Origin of the sequence: Bordetella genomosp. 7 (genome assembly GCF_002261265.1) — a bacterium.
GTDB lineage: Bacteria > Pseudomonadota > Gammaproteobacteria > Burkholderiales > Burkholderiaceae_B > Bordetella_A.
In genome coordinates, this window is sequence record NZ_NEVK01000006.1 from 455,224 (window position 1) to 473,926 (window position 18,703).

General features: G+C 64.2%; 18 protein-coding genes. 5 read left to right on the forward strand and 13 right to left on the reverse strand.

What is annotated here, in order from left to right; all coding sequences use genetic code 11:
* Nucleotides 1-10: 10 nt before the first annotated feature.
* Nucleotides 11-715 (forward strand): GntR family transcriptional regulator, encoded by a 705-nt coding sequence (locus CAL19_RS13125; protein WP_094797016.1) that lies wholly within the window; start codon nucleotides 11-13, stop codon nucleotides 713-715.
* A 194-nt stretch (nucleotides 716-909) separates the two neighbouring features.
* Here CAL19_RS13125 and pstB read toward each other — a convergent pair whose 3' ends face one another.
* From pstB to ppk1, 5 genes are all read right to left on the reverse strand, one after another.
* Entirely contained in the window at nucleotides 910-1,686 is a 777-nt protein-coding gene (pstB, locus tag CAL19_RS13130; RefSeq protein ID WP_094797017.1) for a phosphate ABC transporter ATP-binding protein PstB, read from the reverse strand.
* Between the two features lie 41 nt (nucleotides 1,687-1,727).
* On the reverse strand, nucleotides 1,728-2,585 hold the full coding sequence (gene pstA / locus CAL19_RS13135) for a phosphate ABC transporter permease PstA (RefSeq protein WP_026640081.1): 858 nt from the start codon (nucleotides 2,583-2,585) through the stop codon (nucleotides 1,728-1,730).
* Nucleotides 2,586-2,604: 19 nt separating this feature from the next.
* The gene (gene pstC / locus CAL19_RS13140) at nucleotides 2,605-3,621 is read right to left on the reverse strand and encodes a phosphate ABC transporter permease subunit PstC (RefSeq protein ID WP_026640080.1); all 1,017 of its coding nucleotides are present in this window, start codon (nucleotides 3,619-3,621) and stop codon (nucleotides 2,605-2,607) included.
* 102 nt (nucleotides 3,622-3,723) lie between these two features.
* Nucleotides 3,724-4,764, reverse strand: coding sequence for a phosphate ABC transporter substrate-binding protein PstS (pstS, locus tag CAL19_RS13145; protein WP_026640079.1), 1,041 nt, complete (start codon nucleotides 4,762-4,764; stop codon nucleotides 3,724-3,726).
* Between the two features lie 139 nt (nucleotides 4,765-4,903).
* Nucleotides 4,904-6,976, reverse strand: coding sequence for a polyphosphate kinase 1 (gene ppk1 / locus CAL19_RS13150; RefSeq protein ID WP_026640078.1), 2,073 nt, complete (start codon nucleotides 6,974-6,976; stop codon nucleotides 4,904-4,906).
* A gap of 178 nt (nucleotides 6,977-7,154) precedes the next feature.
* On the opposite strand from ppk1, the gene ppx reads away from it, so the two are divergent.
* Nucleotides 7,155-8,642: an exopolyphosphatase gene (ppx, locus tag CAL19_RS13155; protein ID WP_094797018.1), complete on the forward strand. Its 1,488-nt coding sequence runs from the start codon at nucleotides 7,155-7,157 to the stop codon at nucleotides 8,640-8,642.
* 65 nt (nucleotides 8,643-8,707) lie between these two features.
* Here the strand turns inward: ppx and CAL19_RS13160 are convergent, their stop codons facing one another.
* Nucleotides 8,708-9,508, reverse strand: coding sequence for a GNAT family N-acetyltransferase (locus CAL19_RS13160; protein ID WP_026640076.1), 801 nt, complete (start codon nucleotides 9,506-9,508; stop codon nucleotides 8,708-8,710).
* Between the two features lie 148 nt (nucleotides 9,509-9,656).
* Complete coding sequence (locus tag CAL19_RS13165) at nucleotides 9,657-10,178, reverse strand: MarR family winged helix-turn-helix transcriptional regulator (RefSeq protein WP_026640075.1); 522 nt, start codon at nucleotides 10,176-10,178, stop codon at nucleotides 9,657-9,659.
* A gap of 68 nt (nucleotides 10,179-10,246) precedes the next feature.
* Between CAL19_RS13165 and CAL19_RS13170 the strand changes: the two genes are divergently transcribed.
* Nucleotides 10,247-11,155, forward strand: a complete 909-nt coding sequence (locus CAL19_RS13170) for an EamA family transporter (RefSeq protein WP_094797173.1) — start codon at nucleotides 10,247-10,249, stop codon at nucleotides 11,153-11,155.
* A complete protein-coding gene (locus CAL19_RS13175) occupies nucleotides 11,152-11,769 on the forward strand; it encodes a nitroreductase family protein (protein WP_094797019.1) in 618 nt (205 codons plus the stop codon). Before CAL19_RS13170 ends, CAL19_RS13175 begins: the two co-directional genes overlap by 4 nt.
* 129 nt (nucleotides 11,770-11,898) lie before the next feature.
* Here the strand turns inward: CAL19_RS13175 and glmM are convergent, their stop codons facing one another.
* From glmM to CAL19_RS13195, 4 genes are all read right to left on the reverse strand, one after another.
* On the reverse strand, nucleotides 11,899-13,239 hold the full coding sequence (glmM, locus tag CAL19_RS13180; protein WP_026640073.1) for a phosphoglucosamine mutase: 1,341 nt from the start codon (nucleotides 13,237-13,239) through the stop codon (nucleotides 11,899-11,901).
* Nucleotides 13,236-14,078 carry a dihydropteroate synthase gene (gene folP / locus CAL19_RS13185; protein WP_094797020.1) on the reverse strand — a complete coding sequence of 281 codons (843 nt, stop codon included), beginning with the start codon at nucleotides 14,076-14,078 and terminating at the stop codon, nucleotides 13,236-13,238. Before folP ends, glmM begins: the two co-directional genes overlap by 4 nt.
* 18 nt (nucleotides 14,079-14,096) lie before the next feature.
* The gene (ftsH, locus tag CAL19_RS13190) at nucleotides 14,097-15,983 is read right to left on the reverse strand and encodes an ATP-dependent zinc metalloprotease FtsH (protein ID WP_094797021.1); all 1,887 of its coding nucleotides are present in this window, start codon (nucleotides 15,981-15,983) and stop codon (nucleotides 14,097-14,099) included.
* Nucleotides 15,984-16,193: 210 nt separating this feature from the next.
* Nucleotides 16,194-16,826 carry an RlmE family RNA methyltransferase gene (locus CAL19_RS13195; protein ID WP_026640070.1) on the reverse strand — a complete coding sequence of 211 codons (633 nt, stop codon included), beginning with the start codon at nucleotides 16,824-16,826 and terminating at the stop codon, nucleotides 16,194-16,196.
* Nucleotides 16,827-16,844: 18 nt separating this feature from the next.
* Here CAL19_RS13195 and CAL19_RS13200 point away from each other — a divergent pair, with 18 nt between their 5' ends.
* A complete protein-coding gene (locus tag CAL19_RS13200) occupies nucleotides 16,845-17,450 on the forward strand; it encodes a YhbY family RNA-binding protein (protein WP_094797022.1) in 606 nt (201 codons plus the stop codon).
* A gap of 24 nt (nucleotides 17,451-17,474) precedes the next feature.
* Here CAL19_RS13200 and CAL19_RS13205 read toward each other — a convergent pair whose 3' ends face one another.
* Nucleotides 17,475-17,837 carry a hypothetical protein gene (locus CAL19_RS13205; RefSeq protein WP_094797023.1) on the reverse strand — a complete coding sequence of 121 codons (363 nt, stop codon included), beginning with the start codon at nucleotides 17,835-17,837 and terminating at the stop codon, nucleotides 17,475-17,477.
* 30 nt (nucleotides 17,838-17,867) lie between these two features.
* A complete protein-coding gene (gene greA, locus CAL19_RS13210; protein WP_026640067.1) occupies nucleotides 17,868-18,344 on the reverse strand; it encodes a transcription elongation factor GreA in 477 nt (158 codons plus the stop codon).
* Between the last annotated feature and the right edge of the window lie 359 nt (nucleotides 18,345-18,703).

Below are 18,703 nucleotides of genomic sequence, written 5' to 3' on the forward strand. Positions count from 1 at the left end.
GAGCAACCCCATGGCTATCGCTGATGCAATTTCCGTCGCGCCCTCGCCGGGCGGCCTGTCGATCAACCACCCCACCCTGGCGGCCGTCGTGGCTGAGCGGCTGCGGCAGCTGATCATCGATGGCACCCTCAAGCCCGGCACCTGGCTGAACGAGCGGGATCTGTGTGAAAAACTGAAGATTTCGCGTACGCCACTGCGCGAGGCCTACCGGATGCTGGCCTCCGACGGCTTGCTGGCCCTGCAGCCCAAGCGCGGCGCGATGGTGGTGGAACTATCGGCCTACGATGTCGAAAATATTTTCGATGTGCTGGGCGTACTCGAAGGCCTGGCCGCGCGCAGCGCCGCCGAACGGGCCAGTGACGAAGAGCTCGCGCATATTGCGCACCTTCATGAACAGACCCGCGTGTTCTACGAGCAGCGGGATATCCGCGCCTATTACGCCAACAGCATGGGCACGCATATTGCCATCAACCGTGCGGCCCATAATCCGTCGCTGTCACATACGTACGACCGCCTGAATCTGCAGGTGCAGGCGCTGCGGTACCGGTCGAATTTCGACGAGGCCGAATGGACCAGGGCGATGAACGACCACGATGCTTTCGTGGGCGCCCTGCTGCGGCGAGACGGCGAAGAAGCCGAAAAACTCATACGCGCGCACCTTGCGGGGCGCAAGACATATCATTTGCGGGTTGCGGAACAATCGGTGCCGGTGTGACGGGGTGGCGCCATTCGGCCGGTGTCTGACACCTTCGGAGTCAGACACCACAGGCACAGCGGCTGGTGTCTGCCCCCCGCAGGGTGCCTGCACAGCGCTTGGTGTCTGACTCCCGCAGGGTGTCTGACACCGTCTACATCGCTCGGTGTCTGACTCCCGCAGGGTGTCTGACACCGTCTACATGGCTGCGCCCGTCAGCCGAAGCGCCCGGTGATGTAGTCTTCGGTTTCTTTGCGGCTGGGCTTGACGAAGATCTGGTCGGTGGCGCCGTACTCCATCAGCTCGCCCAGGTACATATAGGCGGTGTAGTCGGAACAACGAGCGGCCTGCTGCATATTGTGGGTGACGATGACGACGGTGTAGTCGTTCTTCAGTTCGGCGATCAGTTCTTCGATCTTGGCGGTTGAGATCGGATCCAGCGCCGAGCACGGCTCGTCCAGCAGCAGGACTTCGGGCTTGATGGCAACGCCGCGCGCGATGCACAGGCGTTGCTGCTGCCCGCCCGACAGGCTGTTGCCGCTCTGGTGCAGCTTGTCTTTGACTTCGCCCCACAGCGCCGCCTTGGTCAGCGCCCATTCGACGCGCTCGTCCATCTCGCCCTTGGAAAGGCGCTCGAAAAGGCGCACCCCGAAAGCGATGTTGTCATAGATGCTCATGGGAAACGGCGTGGGCTTCTGGAACACCATGCCGATCTTGGCGCGGATGAGCGAGATATCGGTCTTGGAGGTGAGCAGGTTCTCGCCATCGAGCAGAATCTCGCCCTCGGCGCGTTGCCCCGGGTAGAGCTCGAACATGCGATTGAACGTGCGCAGCAGCGTCGATTTTCCGCAGCCCGACGGGCCGATGAACGCCGTGACCTTGTTCTCGGGGATAGACAGGTTCACGTTGCGGATCGCGTGGAATTTGCCATAGTAGAAGTTCAGGTTCTTGACTTCGAGCTTGGCTTTGGCGGCGTTGGCGGTGTTTTCCATTGACTTTCCCGAGTCCGGCGCGCGGGCGCGCCGGTGTGCGATCACGATTTGCGGAACAGGTTGCGGGCCAGGATGTTGATGCCCAGCACCAGCAGGGTAATAAGGGTGGCGCCGGCCCAGGCCAGGTCGTTCCAGTCCTGGAACGGGCTGGCCGCGTATTGATAGATGACCACCGGAAGGTTGGCCATGGGCTGGTTCATGTTCAGCGACATGAACTGGTTCGACAGCGCGGTAAAGAGCAGCGGCGCGGTTTCGCCCGAAATGCGCGCGATGGCAAGCAGAATGCCGGTGATGATGCCCGTCTTGGCGGCGCGATAGCACACCATGGTGATCATGCGCCACTTGGGGCAGCCCAGCGCCGCGGCGGCTTCGCGCAGGCTGTTGGGCACCAGCATCAGCATGTTGTCGGTGGTGCGCACCACTACCGGTATCACCAGGATCGACAGCGCCAGCGCACCCGCCCAGCCCGAATAGTGGCCCACCTGCGCCACATACACGGCGTAGATGAACAGGCCGATGATGATCGAAGGCGCCGACAGCAGCACGTCGTTCAGGAAGCGGGTGGCCGGCGCGAGCCAGCCGCGCTGCCCGTACTCGGCCAGGTAGGTGCCGGCCAGGATGCCCACCGGCGTACCCACCAAGGTGCCTACGCCGGCCATCAGCAGGCTGCCCACGATGGCGTTGATCAGCCCGCCCTGTTGCCCGGGCGGCGGCGTGATTTCGGTGAACAGCGTCAGCGACAAGGCGGGCGCGCCCTTGAACACCAGCGTAAGAATGATCCAGAACAGCCAGAACAACCCGAACAGCAATGCCGCCAGCGAGATGGTCAGCATCACGCGGTTGACCAGCCGCCGGCGGCGGTAGATGCCGTTGTTCATGTTGAGCACAGATTCAGCCATGATGATTCCGGGTATGGGGTCAGGTTTTCAGGCCTTCCGCCTTGGAAAGACGGACGAGCAGGACCTTGGAGAAGGCCAGCACCACGGTGGTGATCAGGAACAGGATCAGGCCCAGTTCGAGCAGCGCCGATTTCTGCATGCCCCCGGCTTCGTTGAATTCATTGGCCAGCGCCGACGCGATGGAGTTGCCCGGCGAGAACAGCGAATCGGGCCAGCGGAACGCGTTGCCGATGACGAAGGTGACCGCCATGGTTTCGCCCAATGCCCGGCCCAGGCCCAGCATAATGCCGCCGATCACGCCCGATTTGGTATACGGCAGCACCACGCGCCACATGACTTCCCAGGTCGAGCTGCCCAGCCCGTATGCGGACTCTTTGAGCATGGCGGGTACCAGTTCGAACACGTCGCGCATTACCGCGGCGATGAACGGAATGATCATGATCGACAGGATCAGCCCTGCGGTGAATATCCCGATGCCGAACGGCGGCCCGGCGAAAATGCCGCCGATAAGCGGCAGGCTGCCCAGCGTGGCGATAAGCCCGGGCTGCACGTACTGCTGGAAAATCGGCACGAACACGAACAGCCCCCACATCCCGTAGATGATCGACGGGATGGCGGCCAGCATTTCGATGGCGGTGCCCAGCGGGCGGCGCAGCCACGCGGGCGACAGTTCGGTCAGGAAGATGGCGATGCCGAATGACACCGGCACGGCGATGACCAGCGCAATGAACGAGGTCAGCAGCGTACCGACGATGGGCACGACGGCCCCGAAGTTCTGCTGCACGGGATCCCAGTCGTTGGTCCAGAGAAACGCCAGCCCGTATTCGGACAGGGTTTCGCGGCTACCGTAGATCAACGACAACATGATGGCCGCCAGCAGAATGAACACCAGGAAGGCGAACAGGCGGGTCAGGTTCTTGAACAGCGCATCCATTAGCGCGTTTTTGCTTTGCTTCATAGGCGAAGGCGTGCCGGTGGTGACGGTTTCCGACCCGGGGGCCGGCTGCAGCACCGTATTATCCAATACCGCGCTCATGGATGGGTTTTCCTTGGGAAGAGTCCGGAAACCGCGCCGCCCGGCCGGGCGGCGCGGCGCGCGCAGCCGCCGCGGCCCGCGCGCCCGAAGATGGCAGACCGATTATTGCCAGACCGGCTTGCCGTCGGCGCTCTTGATTTCGCCCCAGGCGGCGCGAATTTCGGCGGTAACCGAGTCAGGCAGCGGCACGTAGTCCAGCGCCGCGGCAGATTCCTTGCCGTTCTTGAAGGCCCAGTCAAAAAACTCGAGCACCGCGCGGCCCTGTTCGGGCTTGTCCTGCACCTTGTGCACCAGGATGAACGTGGCGGCGGTGACAGGCCACGATTCGGCGCCGGGCTCGTTGGTCAGCACCACGCCCATGCCGGGAGCGCCCTTCCAGTCGGCGTTGGCGGCCGCGGCAGCGAATGCCGACTGCTCGGGCTGCACGAACTTGCCGTCGCGGTTCTGCAACTGGGTCCACGACAGTTTGTTCTGCTTGGCGTAGGCGTACTCGACGTAGCCGATCGAGTTCTTCAGTTGGCCCACATAGGCCGCCACGCCTTCATTACCCTTGCCGCCCTGACCGGTGGGCCACTTCACTGCCTTGCCCTCGCCTACCTTCTCTTTCCACTCGGGCGAGACTTTCGACAGGTAGTTGGTCCAGCCAAAGGTGGTGCCCGAGCCGTCCGAGCGGTGTACCACGATGATGTCGGACGACGGCAGCTTCAGATCCGGGTTCAGCGCCTTGATGGCGGCGTCGTCCCATTTCTTGACCTTGCCCAGGAAGATATCGGCCAGCACGGGGCCCGACAGCTTCAGCTGGCCGGGTTGGATACCGTTGATATTGACTACCGGCACGGTGCCGCCGATAACGGCGGGAAACTGCAGCAGACCGCTTTTTTCCAGGTCTTCGGCCTTGAGGGGATCGTCCGAAGCGCCGAAATCGACCGTCTTGGCCTTGATCTGCTGCTGCCCGCCGCCCGAGCCGATCGACTGGTAGTTCACGGCATTGTCGGTAGCCGCCTTGTAGTCGGACGCCCACTTGGCGTAGATCGGGTACGGAAACGACGCTCCGGCGCCGGTGATATTGGCAGCCTGCACCGCAAAGACGGCGCCGGCAAGCACGGCGCCCAGGGAAATCTGCTTGAAAACACGGTTGAACATGCGGGTTCCTTCTGTGCTCGTTGAGGAAGTCGCGGCGGGCTGGCGGCCCGTCTGATCATCGACGTAACGAATGTTAGAAGGCCAACATGACAAGACCGTGACAGTCACATACGCTTCAAGCAGGCAATTATTAGGGACACTACCCTAGCCGGGTAGCCAGGAATTCGTGCAGATTCAGAGGCGCCCGGCGGTTGCGCACACGCAGATAGGTGCCGTCGGGCTGCTGCTGCCACGACAGCTGGTTGTCGCGCAGGGCAAAGGTGAACGCTTCGTCGATGACACGCTTCTTGAGCGCCTTGTCATAAATCGGGAAGGCGACCTCTACCCGGCGGAAGAAATTGCGGTCCATCCAGTCGGCCGACGACAGGTAGACCAGTTCCTGCCCATCGGCATAAAAGTAGAACACGCGCGAGTGTTCGAGAAAGCGCCCCACGATGGACCGCACCCTGATGTTGTCGGAAAGCCCGGGTACGCCGGCCCGCAAGGCGCACACGCCCCGCACGACAAGGTCGATCTTGACGCCGGCCTGGCTGGCCAGGTACAGCTCGGCGATGATCTGCTCTTCGAGCAGCGAGTTCATCTTGGCGAGAATGCGCGCCTTGCGGCCCGCCTTGGCAGCCCGGATCTCGGCGCGGATATGCGCGAGCATGCCATCGTGCAGGGTAAAGGGCGACTGCAGCAGCGCCTTCAGGCTGCGGCGCGCGCCCAGGCCCGTAAGCTGGGTGAAGACCTGGTCCATGTCTTCGCAGATGCGCGGGTCGGCAGTAAGCAGGCCGAAGTCGGTATACAGGCGCGCGGTACGCGGGTGGTAGTTGCCCGTGCCCAGATGGGCGTACCGGCGCAGGCGGCCTTTTTCCCGGCGCAGCACCAGCGCCATCTTGGCATGGGTCTTGTGCGCCACCACGCCGTACACCACGTGCGCGCCGACTTCTTCAAGGCGGGCCGCCCAGTTGATGTTGGTCTGCTCGTCGAAGCGGGCCATGAGCTCCACCACCACGGTGACTTCCTTGCCGGCGCGCGCGGCCGCCAGCAGGATCTGCATCAGTTCGGAATCTTCGCCGGTGCGGTAGATCGTCTGCTTGATGGCCATGACATCGGGATCGAGCGCGGCCGCCGTCAGGAAGTCGATGACAGGCTGGAACGACTGGTACGGATGGTGCAACAGGCGGTCGGCCTCGGCCACCGCCGCGAAAAGCTCGGCCGGCTTGCCCGCCACCATGTCGAACGGCGCCGGCACCGAACCGTGGTGCGGCGGGAACAGCAGATCGGGCCGGCTGTCGGAATTGCACAGCTGCATCAGGCGCGACAGGTTGACCGGGCCGTTGACCCGGTAAGTATCCTCGGCCACAAGCGAGAATTCACGCTGCAGGTAGGCTTCGAGGTCGGGCGGCGTCAGGCGGTCGATTTCAAGCCGCACGGCGGCCCCGAAATTGCGCTGCGACAGTTCGCCCTGCAGGGCATGGCGCAGGTTGGTGACTTCTTCTTCGTCGACGAACAGGTCGCTGTTGCGCGTGACCCGCCACTGATAGCAGCCCAGCATTTCCAGGCCCGGGAACAGCTCGCCCACAAAGGCGCGCATCAGCGACGTAAGCAGGACATGGCCATCGGGCTTGCCCGAAATCTCGGGCGGCATCTTGATCAGCCGGGGCAGCGCGCGCGGGGCCTGCACCACGGCAATGGACGCCTGCCGGCCAAAAGCGTCGGCGCCCGACAAGGCCACGATGAAATTCAGGCTTTTGTTATAGACGCGCGGAAACGGATGGGCGGGGTCGAGCCCGATGGGCGTGAGCAGCGGCATGACATCGCGCTTGAACACGTCGTGCGCCCACCGCTGCTGCGCTTCGTTCCATTCGGAGGCGTGATGCAGGGCGATGCCCTCGGCATCGAGGCTGGGCAGGATGTTGTGGTTGAGCAGGTCGTACTGGCGGGCCACCAGGGCATGGACCTTTTGCTGCACGCGCTGGAAGACCTCGGCCGGGGTACGGCCGTCGGGGCCCGTAAGCCCGGGATTCTGGCGCTGCTGTTCTTTCAGGCTGGATATGCGTATTTCGAAGAATTCGTCGAGATTGGAACTGACGATGCACACATAGCGCAGGCGTTCGAGCAGCGGCACCTGCGGGTTTTCCGCCATCGCCAGTACCCGCTCGTTGAACTTCAATAAAGAAAGCTCGCGGTTCAGGAACGGACGTTCAACAGACGGACGAGTCGACATACGAGATTCCAAGCAGACGGACAAGACCCTGGTTTTACTGCAGTTTCGTGACGCTTCCATGACGGCGTCGCGCAACCTCAGAGCGTACGACAAATCGGCCGGTTGCGGTGCGCTGCGCAGGGGCTGTCATATCGGTTCTCTATAATCGGTCCACTGACAGCCCTACCCACATGCCCGCATGAATCATCTACTGGCCGCCGTAGACCTCGGCTCAAACAGCTTTCGCCTTTCCATCGGGCGAGTCGTCGAGCAAGGCGGCGCACAGACCATCTACCAGATCGACCGCCTCAAGGAAACCGTGCGGCTGGCTGCCGGGCTGGATGGCGATAAACGCCTGGGAGAGCCGGCCGTGGAACGGGCCGTGGCCGTGCTGGAACGCTTTGGCGAACGCCTGCACAGCTTTCACCCCAGCCGGGTTCGCGCAGTGGCCACCAACACATTCCGGGTCGCCCGCAACACGGCCGAATTCCTCCCGCGCGCCCAGGCTGCCCTGGGCTTTCCCATCGAGGTCATCGCGGGGCGCGAAGAGGCCCGCCTGATTTTCTCGGGCGTGGTGCACACGCTGCCGCCGTCGCTGAACCGGCGCCTGGTCATCGACATCGGCGGCGGCTCGACTGAAGTCATTATCGGCAAAGGCTTCGAGCCGGGGCTGATGTCGTCGCTGTACATGGGCTGCGTCACGTACAGCAGGCAGTTTTTCCCCGACGGCACGGTGGATGCCCACCAGATGAAGCTGGCAGAGCTGGCCGCGCGGCGCGAAATCGAAGTCATCGCCAAGCAATACCGCAAGGCCGGCTGGAAAGAAGCATACGGTTCCTCGGGCACCGCCAAGGCCCTGTACGCCATTCTTACCGAATGCGGCTTCTCAGACCGGGGCATCACCCGCGCGGGCCTGAAACGCCTGAAAGAACGCATCATCCGTTCGGGCCGGGTCATTCCCCAGGAACTGCCGGGCATCAAGCTGGAACGCGCCGACGTGTTGCCGGGCGGCCTGGCCATCATGAGCGCCCTGTTCGACGAACTGGGTATCGAGGTAATGCACACCGGCGACGGGGCGCTGCGGCTGGGCGTGCTGTACGACCTGCTGGGACGCGACGCCGAACACGACAAGCGCGACGAAACGGTGCGCCAGTTCATGAAGCGCTACCACGTGGATGCCAACCAGGCGCTACGCGTGCGCAAGGCGGCGCTGGCGTTCTTCGATTCCATCTGCCCGCCCGAGGAAGGCCGCACCGAGCTGCGCCAGGCGTTGGGCTGGGCCTGCGACCTGCATGAAGTGGGCTTGTCCATTGCGCACAACGGCTATCACAAGCACACGGCCTACGTGCTGGACAACGCCGACATGCCCGGTTTCTCGCGCGTCGACCAGCAATTGCTGGCGCTGCTGGCCCTGGGGCACCACGGCAAGCTCTCCAAAGTTGAACCGCTGGTGCACGACCGCAACGAATGGGCGGCCATCCTGTGCCTGCGGATCGCGGTGTTGCTGCTGCGCCGGCGCACGGATATCGCCCAGTTGCCCCTGACGGTGTCCATACGCGACAACTCCATTGTCGTGCGCATCGACCGCGCCTGGCTGGCCAAGCATCCCCTGAGCGACTTCACACTGCGCTCCGAAGAGTCAGAATGGCGAAAGGTGGGCTTCTCTTTCGAGTTGCTTGAGTTCTAGGCGCAATGGCCGGGTGGCGCGGCAAAGCAGCCGCATGCGCCACCGCCTGAGCGCGCGGCGCATGGTCAGGCGATGGCCGGCGCCGCAACGTCCAGACCGAAATGCCGGCGGTAGCGGTCGTCCATTTGCTCCATGTCGAGCAAGACCGGAAAGTCGGCCGTATTGAAATCCGGATCCCAGGCGGGCTCGCCGCAAATGCGGGCGCCCAGTTTCAGGTAGCCCTTGATGAGCGGCGGCACGCGCGCCGGCAACGGGCTGTCCAGGCGTTCGACCGGGTAACGATGCAAGGGCGTGACGCGCGGCGCGCCAGGTATCTGCGCTTGGCCGGCCACGTTGCGCCAGACCTCGGCGGCCGTCACGCCGTCATCGCGCAGGCTGACGCTTGCACAGCCCAGCATGTAGCGGTATGCGCCGCGTCTCATGAATTCGGCCAGCCCGGACCACAACAGCATAATGGCCGCGCCGCTGCGATGGTCGGCGTGCGTGCAGGACCGCCCGACCTCTACCATGTTGTTGCGCAAGGCGGCGAGACCGGAAAGGTCGAATTCGGACTCGGAGTAATAGCCGCCCGCCTGGCGGGCTTTGTCGGGCGTCATGATGCGATAAGTGCCCACCACGCGGCCCGTATCAAGCTCACGCACCATCAAGTGTTCGCACCAGGGATCGTAGCGGTCGCGCTCTATGCCGTCTTGCGCATCGGGAAACACCGCGCCCATGTCTTCCGTGAACACCGTGTACCGAAGGCGCTGCACTTCTTCGATTTCTTCGGGGGTACACGCCAGCCCCACTACCAGAATCCGCGACTGTGAGCCTGCCCACGGCTGCGGTTTGGCTGGCCTGGGATCGATACGTGCTAATTCGAGCATTACGCGGAACTCCTGAAGTATGGCGACAGTGTGGAGACCGGATGTGTCAGCTATTTGAAGAAAATGTTACATGACCATGAAGTTTACGCCTATCGCCGCAAGGCGACGAGGTGCGGCCGGCCAGGTGCCGCCGGCCAGGGGCAGCCGCCTAGGGACGGCCGGGCGCATCCAGACTGAGCAGCAACTCGGATAAGCGCATGTCCAGCTCGGCAAGCGCCGCAGCCGGCAGAGCGGACAAAATCTGGCGCTCGTTGGCGATGTGCGCCTCGACTACGCGGTCGATAAGCGTGCGGCCCTTGCGGGTCAGTTGAACGAGCATGCTGCGCGCATCCTGGGCGTTAGGCACGCGCTCGATCCATCCTTTGGCTTCCAGGCTCTTGAGCCGATGGGTCATCGTGCCCGAAGTCACCATCAAGGTGGAGAACAGCTCGGTCGGACTCAGGCGACACGGCTCGCCGGCGCGCCGCAGCGCGGCCAGCATGTCGAACTCCCAGAGGCTCAAATCGAATTCAGCGAAGCACGATTCAAGACGCTGTTCCAGCAGGGCGGCGCATCGCTTGATGCGACCGATCGGCCCCATCGGACTGGCGTCCAGATCGGGCCGCGCTCGCGCCCACTGGTCGAGGATCGCGTCTACCGCATCGGGCAGGCGTTGGCTGGTTTTCTTCATATATCTTGACTTCAAGATAAGTGGCGAACACAATGGCGCCAATATATCTTGAATTAAAGATAATCACCATGCCCGCTAACCCTTCCACCAATTACTGGCGCGATGTGCTGCTCAGCGCGCTCGCGCCCGTGATCTGGGGTTCGACCTACATCGTCGCCTCGGAGCTACTGCCGCCGGATCGTCCATTTACCGCTGCTCTCATCCGCGCCCTGCCCGCCGGCCTGCTGTTGCTCGCGTATACGCGCCGAATGCCCGCACGCCGGGATTGGTGGCGTTTGCTGGTGCTGGGCGCACTGAATATCGGCATCTTCCAGGCCTTGCTGTTTGTGGCGGCCTATCGTCTGCCGGGCGGGTTGGCAGCGGTACTCGGCTCGGTGCAGCCGCTGGTCGTGATGGCCCTGGCCTGGGTGGCCGACCGGCGATCACCAGCACAGGCCACGCTGTGGTCGGCTGTCACGGGTATAGCGGGAATGGCCGTGCTGCTGTTGTCGCCGCAAACCGTGTTTGAGCCCGTGGGCGTTGCGGCGGCGCTGCTGGGCGCGGTGTGCATGGCAACCGGTATGTGGCTGACCCAACGCTGGCGGCTGGATTTGCCGGTATTGGCACTTACCGGCTGGCAGCTGGTAATTGGCGGCCTGATGCTCGCGCCCGTTGCCTGGCTGGCAGATCCCCCCTTGCCGCCGCTGTCGTCATCGCAATGGCTGGCCTATGCCTACTTGAGCCTGGCGGGCGCGGTGCTGGCTTATGTACTGTTTTTCCGGGGCCTCGTGCGGTTGCCGGCGGTGGCCGTCGCATCGCTGGGCTTGCTCAGTCCGCTCACTGCCGTGGTGCTGGGGTGGGCGCTGCTGTCGCAGTCGATCAAGGGCATGCCGCTGGCAGGGCTGGTGGTCGTACTCGCCAGCGTCTTCGCCGTGCAATGGACGTCGGCGCGTACCCGGCATCACGTTTTTATTTCACCCAAGCAGCTATTGCCATGAACCATTCCATACAGAACGTCATTGAAACCAGAACGTCCGTCAATCACTTCCAGCCCGGCCGGCCGCTGGAGGATGGCGTCATCGAATTCCTTATCAGCCAGGCGACCAAGGCGCCTTCCGCGTACAACCTGCAAAACTGGCGATTCATCGCCGTGCGCACGCCCGATGCGAAGTCCCGCCTGAAATCCGCAGCCTACGGGCAGCAGAAGATCGTGGATGCGTCGGTGGCCTTCATCATCTGCGGCACGCTGGAAGCCTATTCGCAATTGGCTTGCGCGCTTCAACCCAGCATGGATGCGCAAATCATGGAGCCGCGCATGGTCGATGGCTGGGTAACCCAGGCGACTGCAACGCACCAAGGCAATCTCGTCCTGCAGCGCGACGAAGCTGTCCGTTCGGCCTCGCTGGCCGCAATGACACTGATGTTGGCGGCACAAGGCATGGGACTGGGATCGTGCGCGATGAGTGGCTTCGATGCACAGCAGGTGAGCCGGACGTTTGATCTGGATGCAACCGAGCTTCCAGTGATGATCGTCACGGTGGGCTATGCCGCCGATGACAATTGGCCACAGAAGCCACGCCGGGCGTTGACAGAAGTTCTTTCCATCGTGTGAGGAAATGCCGATAAGCCTGCCGTATCCGGTCCTGGCGCGTACCAGCGAAATGCGGCACTGGTGTCATGGCGAAATGAAAAAAGGCCGGCCCCTGTGCGGGACGCGGCCTTCGTGGCACGGCACCGGCGTTCAGGCCAGGCTGGCGGCCAGCTTTTCTGCGCAGGATGCCGCCAGTGCGGCCTCTTCGGCTTCGACCATGAGCCGCAGCTTGGGTTCGGTACCCGATGCGCGGATCAATACGCGGCCGCGGCCGGCCAGTTCGGCCTCGACGGCCTGCCGGGCGGCAGCCAGCCCGGCGTGCGATGACCAGTCGGTTCCGGGCGCCAGCGGCACGTTGATCATCTTCTGCGGATACATGCGCAGGTCGCCCACCCAGTCGGCCAGGGTGACGTCGTGGCGCCGCAGAGCCGTAAGCACCTGCAGCGCGGCGATGATACCGTCGCCAGTGGTGTGGCAATCGAGGCAGATCAAGTGGCCCGAGCTTTCGCCGCCATAGAGCCAGCCCCGGGCCTGCATCTGTTCGAGCACATAGCGGTCGCCCACCTTGGCGCGCTCGAACCCCACCCCCAGGCGCTGCATCTGCAGTTCGAATCCGTAGTTGGTCATGAGCGTGCCCACGACGCCGGCCACCGGGCCGCGCGTCATGCGCTCGCGTACGACGGCATACAACAACTCGTCGCCGTCGTAGATGCGGCCGTCGCCGTCGACCATCTGCAGGCGATCGGCATCGCCGTCCAGGGCGATGCCCAGGTGGGCGCCGCGCTCGCGCACGGCTTGCGCCAGCGATGCCGGATGCAAGGCGCCGACGCCGTCGTTGATGTTCAGGCCATCGGGCGACACGCCTATGGCGTGCACTTCGGCGCCCAGTTCCTGGAACACGTGAGGCGCCACGTTGTAGGCCGCGCCATGCGCGGCGTCTACCACGAGCTTCAGGCCATTGAGGTCCAGATCGTTGGGAAACGTGCTTTTGCAGAACTCGATATACCGCCCCTGGGAGTCCTGCATGCGGCGCGCGCGCCCCAGCGCCTCGGACTTCACGCAGCCCAGCGGCTCGTCCAGGGCCGCCTCGATCTCGGCCTCGATCTCGTCGGGCAGCTTCATGCCGCTGGCCGAGAAGAATTTGATGCCGTTGTCCTGGTAGGGATTGTGCGAGGCGCTGATGACAATGCCGGCCACCAGCCGCAGGGCGCGGGTCAGGTAGGCCACGGCCGGCGTGGGCACGGGGCCCGCCAACAGCACGTCGATGCCCGCAGCCGACAGGCCCGCCTCGAGCGCGGATTCGAGCATGTAGCCCGAAACGCGCGTGTCTTTGCCGATGACAACCTGCGGGCTGCCGCCGCGACTGCCATGCTGGCGGGCCAGGACACGGCCCGCCGCGTAGCCCAGGCGCAGGGCGAAGGCTGCGTTGATGACTTCGCCGCCCACTTCGCCCCGGACACCATCGGTGCCGAAATACTTGCGTTGCGTCATGCTCGTATAGCTCCTTGTTCGGCCGCCTGCCAGACCTTCAGGGCGTCTATGGTGGCCGCCACGTCGTGCACGCGCACGATGGAGGCGCCGCGCGCGACGCACGCCAGCGCACCGGCAATGCTGCCGGCCAGGCGATCGGATACCGGCCTGCCGGTGGCTTCGCCGATCATGGATTTGCGCGACAACCCGGTCAAGAGGGGATAGCTGGACACACGCAGGCTGGACAACCTGCGCAACAGTTGAAAATTGTGTTCGGCCGTCTTGCCGAACCCGAAACCCGGGTCCAGCACGATGCGGCGAGGGTCTACCCAGGCGGCGCGCAGCCGTTGCGCCCGCGCGCCCAGGAACACGCCGATCTCGCCCAGCAGGTCGGTGTATTCGGGCGCCTGTTGCATGGTGCCCGGTTCGCCTTTCATGTGCATCACGCACAAACCGCAGCGCGTGGGCGCCACGGCTTCGATGGCGCCGGGCTGGCGGAACCCGTAGATGTCGTTGATCATGTCGGCGCCCGCATCCAGCACGGCGCGCATGACGTCGGGCTTGAAGGTATCGACCGACAAAGGCACGCCACAATCGCGCAAGGCCTCGATCACGGGCAGCAGGCGGGCCAGTTCTTCCGAAGCCGGCACCGGCGCGGCCCCCGGCCGGGTGGACTCGCCGCCCAGGTCCAGGATATGCGCGCCCTCGACGATCAGGGCGCGGGCGTGCGCAATGGCCGCATCGGCATCGGCATGCTGGCCGCCGTCGGAAAAGGAATCGGGCGTGATGTTGACGATGCCCATCACGAGCGGGCGCTCGAGATCAAACTCGTAGCGCCCGCACAAAAAGGTGTTGGCCATGAAGGACGACCGGCGTGATCAGACCGCCGCGGGAGTGCCGCTGCCGCCCGTGGCCAGGCCGGTGGGCGGGGTATCGGGCGAGTCGGGGGTGCTTTCGGGCGTCTTGGGAGGACGCGGCGGGCGGCCCGACGTGATGTCGTTGATCTGGTCGGCGTCGATGGTTTCCCATTCGAGCAGTGCACGCGTCATGGCTTCGACCATTTCGCGGTTTTCCTCGAGGATCTTGCGTGCCACCATGTATTGCTCGTCGATGATGCGCCGGATTTCGGCGTCGACCTTCTGCATGGTCGCCTCGGACATATGCGTGGTCTTGGTGACGCTGCGCCCCAGGAAGACTTCGCCTTCGTTCTCGGCGTACACCATGGGGCCAAGATCGCTCATGCCGTAGCGGGTGACGATGTCGCGCGCGATGGCCGTGGCGCGTTCGAAGTCGTTCGAGGCGCCGGTGGTCATCTGGTTCATGAATATCTCTTCGGCGATACGGCCGCCGAACAGCACCGCGATGGTGTTGAGCAGACGCTCTTTGTCCATGCTGTAGCGGTCGTTCTCGGGCAACTGCATGGTCACCCCCAGCGCGCGGCCGCGCGGGATGATGGTGACCTTGTGCACCGGGTCGGTCTTGGGCAGCATCTTGGCCACGATCGCGTGCCCGGACTCGTGGTAGGCCGTGTTCTTGCGCTCTTCTTCGGGCATGACGATCGAGCGGCGCTCGGCGCCCATGATGATCTTGTCCTTGGCCTTTTCGAAGTCGGACATGTCGACGGTGCGCCCGTTGCGGCGCGCGGCGAACAGCGCCGCCTCGTTGACCAGGTTGGCGAGGTCGGCGCCCGAGAAGCCGGGGCAGCCGCGCGCCAGGATGGTGGCATCGACGTTGGGCGACAACGGCACCTTGCGCATGTGCACGCGCAGAATCTGTTCGCGCCCGCGGATGTCGGGCAACGGCACCACGACCTGGCGGTCGAAGCGGCCCGGGCGCAGCAGCGCCGGGTCGAGCACGTCGGGGCGGTTGGTGGCGGCGATGACGATAACGCCCTGGCCGGATTCAAAACCGTCCATCTCGACCAGCATCTGGTTCAGGGTCTGTTCGCGTTCGTCGTTGCCGCCGCCCAGCCCGGCGCCACGCTGGCGGCCCACGGCGTCGATTTCATCGATGAAGATGATGCACGGGGCGTGCTTCTTGGCGTTTTCGAACATGTCGCGCACGCGGGCCGCACCCACGCCCACGAACATTTCAACAAAGTCCGAACCGGAAATGCTGAAGAACGGCACCTTGGCCTCGCCCGCGATGGCCTTGGCCAGCAGCGTCTTGCCGGTACCGGGCGAGCCCACCATCAGCACGCCGCGCGGAATGCGGCCGCCGAGCTTCTGGAACTTGCTGGGGTCGCGCAGAAAATCGACCAGTTCCTGGACGTCTTCCTTGGCTTCATCGCAGCCGGCCACATCGGCGAAGGTTACCTGGTTGGTGTTTTCGTCGAGCATGCGCGCGCGCGACTTGCCGAAGCTGAACGCACCGCCGCGTCCGCCGCCCTGCATCTGGCGCATGAAGAACACCCACACGCCGATCAGCAGCAGCATGGGGAACCACGAAACGAAGATGCTCATGAGCAGCGACGGCTCTTCGCGCGCCTTGCCCGAGACGTCCACGCCGTACTTGAGCAGATCCGAAACCATCCAGAGGTCGCCCGGCGAGGTCAGCGTATAGGCGCGGCCGGTGTCAGGCGTGACATAAAGCACGTCGCCCTGCACGTCGACCTTGCGGATGCGCCCTGCCTTGGCGTCATCCATGAACTGGGTGTAGCTGACGCCGTCCTGCGTCTGGGCCCGCCCGTCAAACTGTTTGAACACCGTAAACAGGACGAGCGCGATCACCATCCAGACCGCGACTTTGGAAAATGAATTATTCAAGGTCGATCTCCTGCTTTCGATTCCGACCGGCGACCGCCCCGCTCATATGGCACAGTCACAAGTATGTCAATAGCTCATTCTACCCTGTCGGGACCGGTTCCGTCTGGCGCCAGGAGCGGCGCTGATACATGTTGGAACCTTGACGCGCGCCGTGCCTGACAGGGGCGAATTCGGGTATGCCGGGCGGCGAAGCCCGGCGTGGCTGGCCGCCTACTTCAAATCGCGCGCGACCAGGAAGGTTTCGGAAGATTTATCCCGCGACGCCTTGGGCTTGCGCTCGACGACGCGCTTGAAGCGCTGCTTGTAGGCCTGCACGATCTGGGAGAACCCGCTGCCGTGGAAGGCTTTGACAATCAGCGCCCCGTCGGGCTTGAGGTGGTTGCAGGCAAACTCCAGGGCCAGTTCGCATACATGCTGGATACGAGCAGAATCCGCGACGCCCACGCCCGATAAGTTGGGGGCCATGTCCGAAATGACAAGGTCGACCGCCTGGTCGCCCACCAATTCTTGCAACTGTTGCAAAACCGCGTCATCGCGGAAGTCGCCCTGGATGAATTCCACCCCGGCCACCGGCTCCATGGGCAGCAGGTCCAGGGCGATGATGCGCCCATCCACCACGCCGCCGGGGCCGGCCAGGCGTTCGCGCGCCACTTGCGACCAGCTGCCTGGGGCCGAGCCCAGGTCGACCACGACATCGCCGCGGCGCAGCAGTTTTTCGGTGTCGACGATCTCGATCAGCTTGAACGCGGCGCGGGCGCGATAGCCCTTCTGTTGCGCCATCTTCACATAGGGATCGTTGATGTGCTGGTTGATCCAGTCTTTAGAGAATTTCTTTTTGGCCATTACCGTACAATTCCGAGCATGCCTATATTAGAACTCACCTCTCGCGAGCGCAGCGATTTGCGCTCGGCCGCCCATCCGTTGCGCCCGGTCGTCCTGATCGGCGACAACGGGCTGACCGACGCGGTCTTGAAAGAAATCGACCGCGCCCTGACGTCACACGGGCTGATCAAGGTACGCGCCGGCGGCAACGACCGCGACGAGCGCGACGCCATGCTGGCGAATATCTGCGACACCCTGTCGTGCGCCCCGGTGCATCACCTGGGCAAAATCCTGATCCTGTTCCGCCCGTTGCCGGGCAACGTGGCCCCTCAGGCAGAAAGCACGCCGGCGCGCCGCAAGCCGTCCGAGCCATACACGCCCAAGAAAATGGCCGCCGAAGGCAAGAGCCTGGCCAAGAAACCCCGCCCGGCCGCCGCGCGCAAGGCGGCAGCCGAGCCGGCCAAGCCTGCCCGGGTTGCCCTGAACCAGGCAGGCCGCCCCGAGCGTCCCAGCACCCGCAAAACCACGCCAGCGGCGCACGGCATCCCGCGACGCGCCGGCAGCGCCCTGAGCCTGCGCGCCGGTGCGCGCACCGGTCGGGCCGCCGCCACGGGGCGCCGGGCTGGCAAGACTACCAAAAGATAAAAAAGCGTGGGCCAGGCTGCGCCGCTAGACCGCGGCAGCGGCAGCCATGACTTGCGCACTGCAACGGCCCATGCGCGGCCGTGCGGCGCCCGAAGCGCCAGACGCACACTGCCCCTGGCATGCGCCCACCGGCCCATCCGGCACGGTGCGGCGCCCGGGGGCCACCATCGCCCGGCCATGCGCCAGGCGGTGAAGAATGATAAATACCGCGCCCCCCAGCCCGTACGAGACGAGCGCCCGGAACAGCAAGGCAACGACCCTGGCCGCATTGGCGGCTTGCATCGCGCAAGACAAGGCCGGCGCGCACAGCGCGCCGATGCTGCGCAGCGGACCGCACCGCAAGGCCGTGGTCGGGCGGACCAGGACAGGGGGCAGGCGTAGCGGCATCGTTGGTTCCCGGGGGGCGACGGCGTCGGTTCAGATGTAACGGACGCCCAGGACTTCGTACTCGCGCACGCCGGACGGCGCCTTGACTTCGACGACGTCGCCCACGGATTTACCGATCAGGGCGCGAGCCACCGGGCTGGAGACCGAGATCAGGTTCGACTTGATGTCGGCTTCGACGTCGCCCACGATCTGGTATGACAGGCGGTCGCCCGAATCCAGGTCTTCGATTTCGACCGTGGCACCGAACACGGCGCGGCCTTCGGCATCCAGGGAAGCCGGATCGATGATGTGCGCGTTGGAAAGCGTGCCCTCGAGCTCGGCAATGCGCCCCTCGATGAAGCCCTGGCGTTCGCGGGCGGCATCGTATTCGGCGTTTTCCGACAGATCGCCCTGGGCACGAGCCTCGGCGATGGCGTTGATCACTGCGGGACGCTCGACGGTTTTCAGCCGATGCAATTCGGCTTGCAAGCGCTCGGCCCCACGCGCGGTCAAAGGAATGGCAGACATGTCGTTTCCCAAACAAAAAGTAGAAAACGCCCCGAATGGAGCGTTTCGGTAAAAGGTCGCAGTTGTGATGCTTGCGCTGCCCGGATGGGGGCAAGCCGGTGTTACGTGCTTAGGGTCGAACAGGCGGGAACGAAGCCGGACCCGATATCCGTGGTTCCCGACCATCCGCTCTGATCGGCCTGTGCCCGTGCACCGGCAAGGCTGCGACCAAAACAAAACCCCGGCTCGGGTCAGAACCGGGGCAAACAAGCTTCATTGTGGTCAAAATTCGCAGGAATTGCAAGCCATCCGGAAAACGCCACGTTGATCGCAGTTAAATGCAGTACGGCGCAAGTTGGCAGCGCCGTCGTTTTCGGATT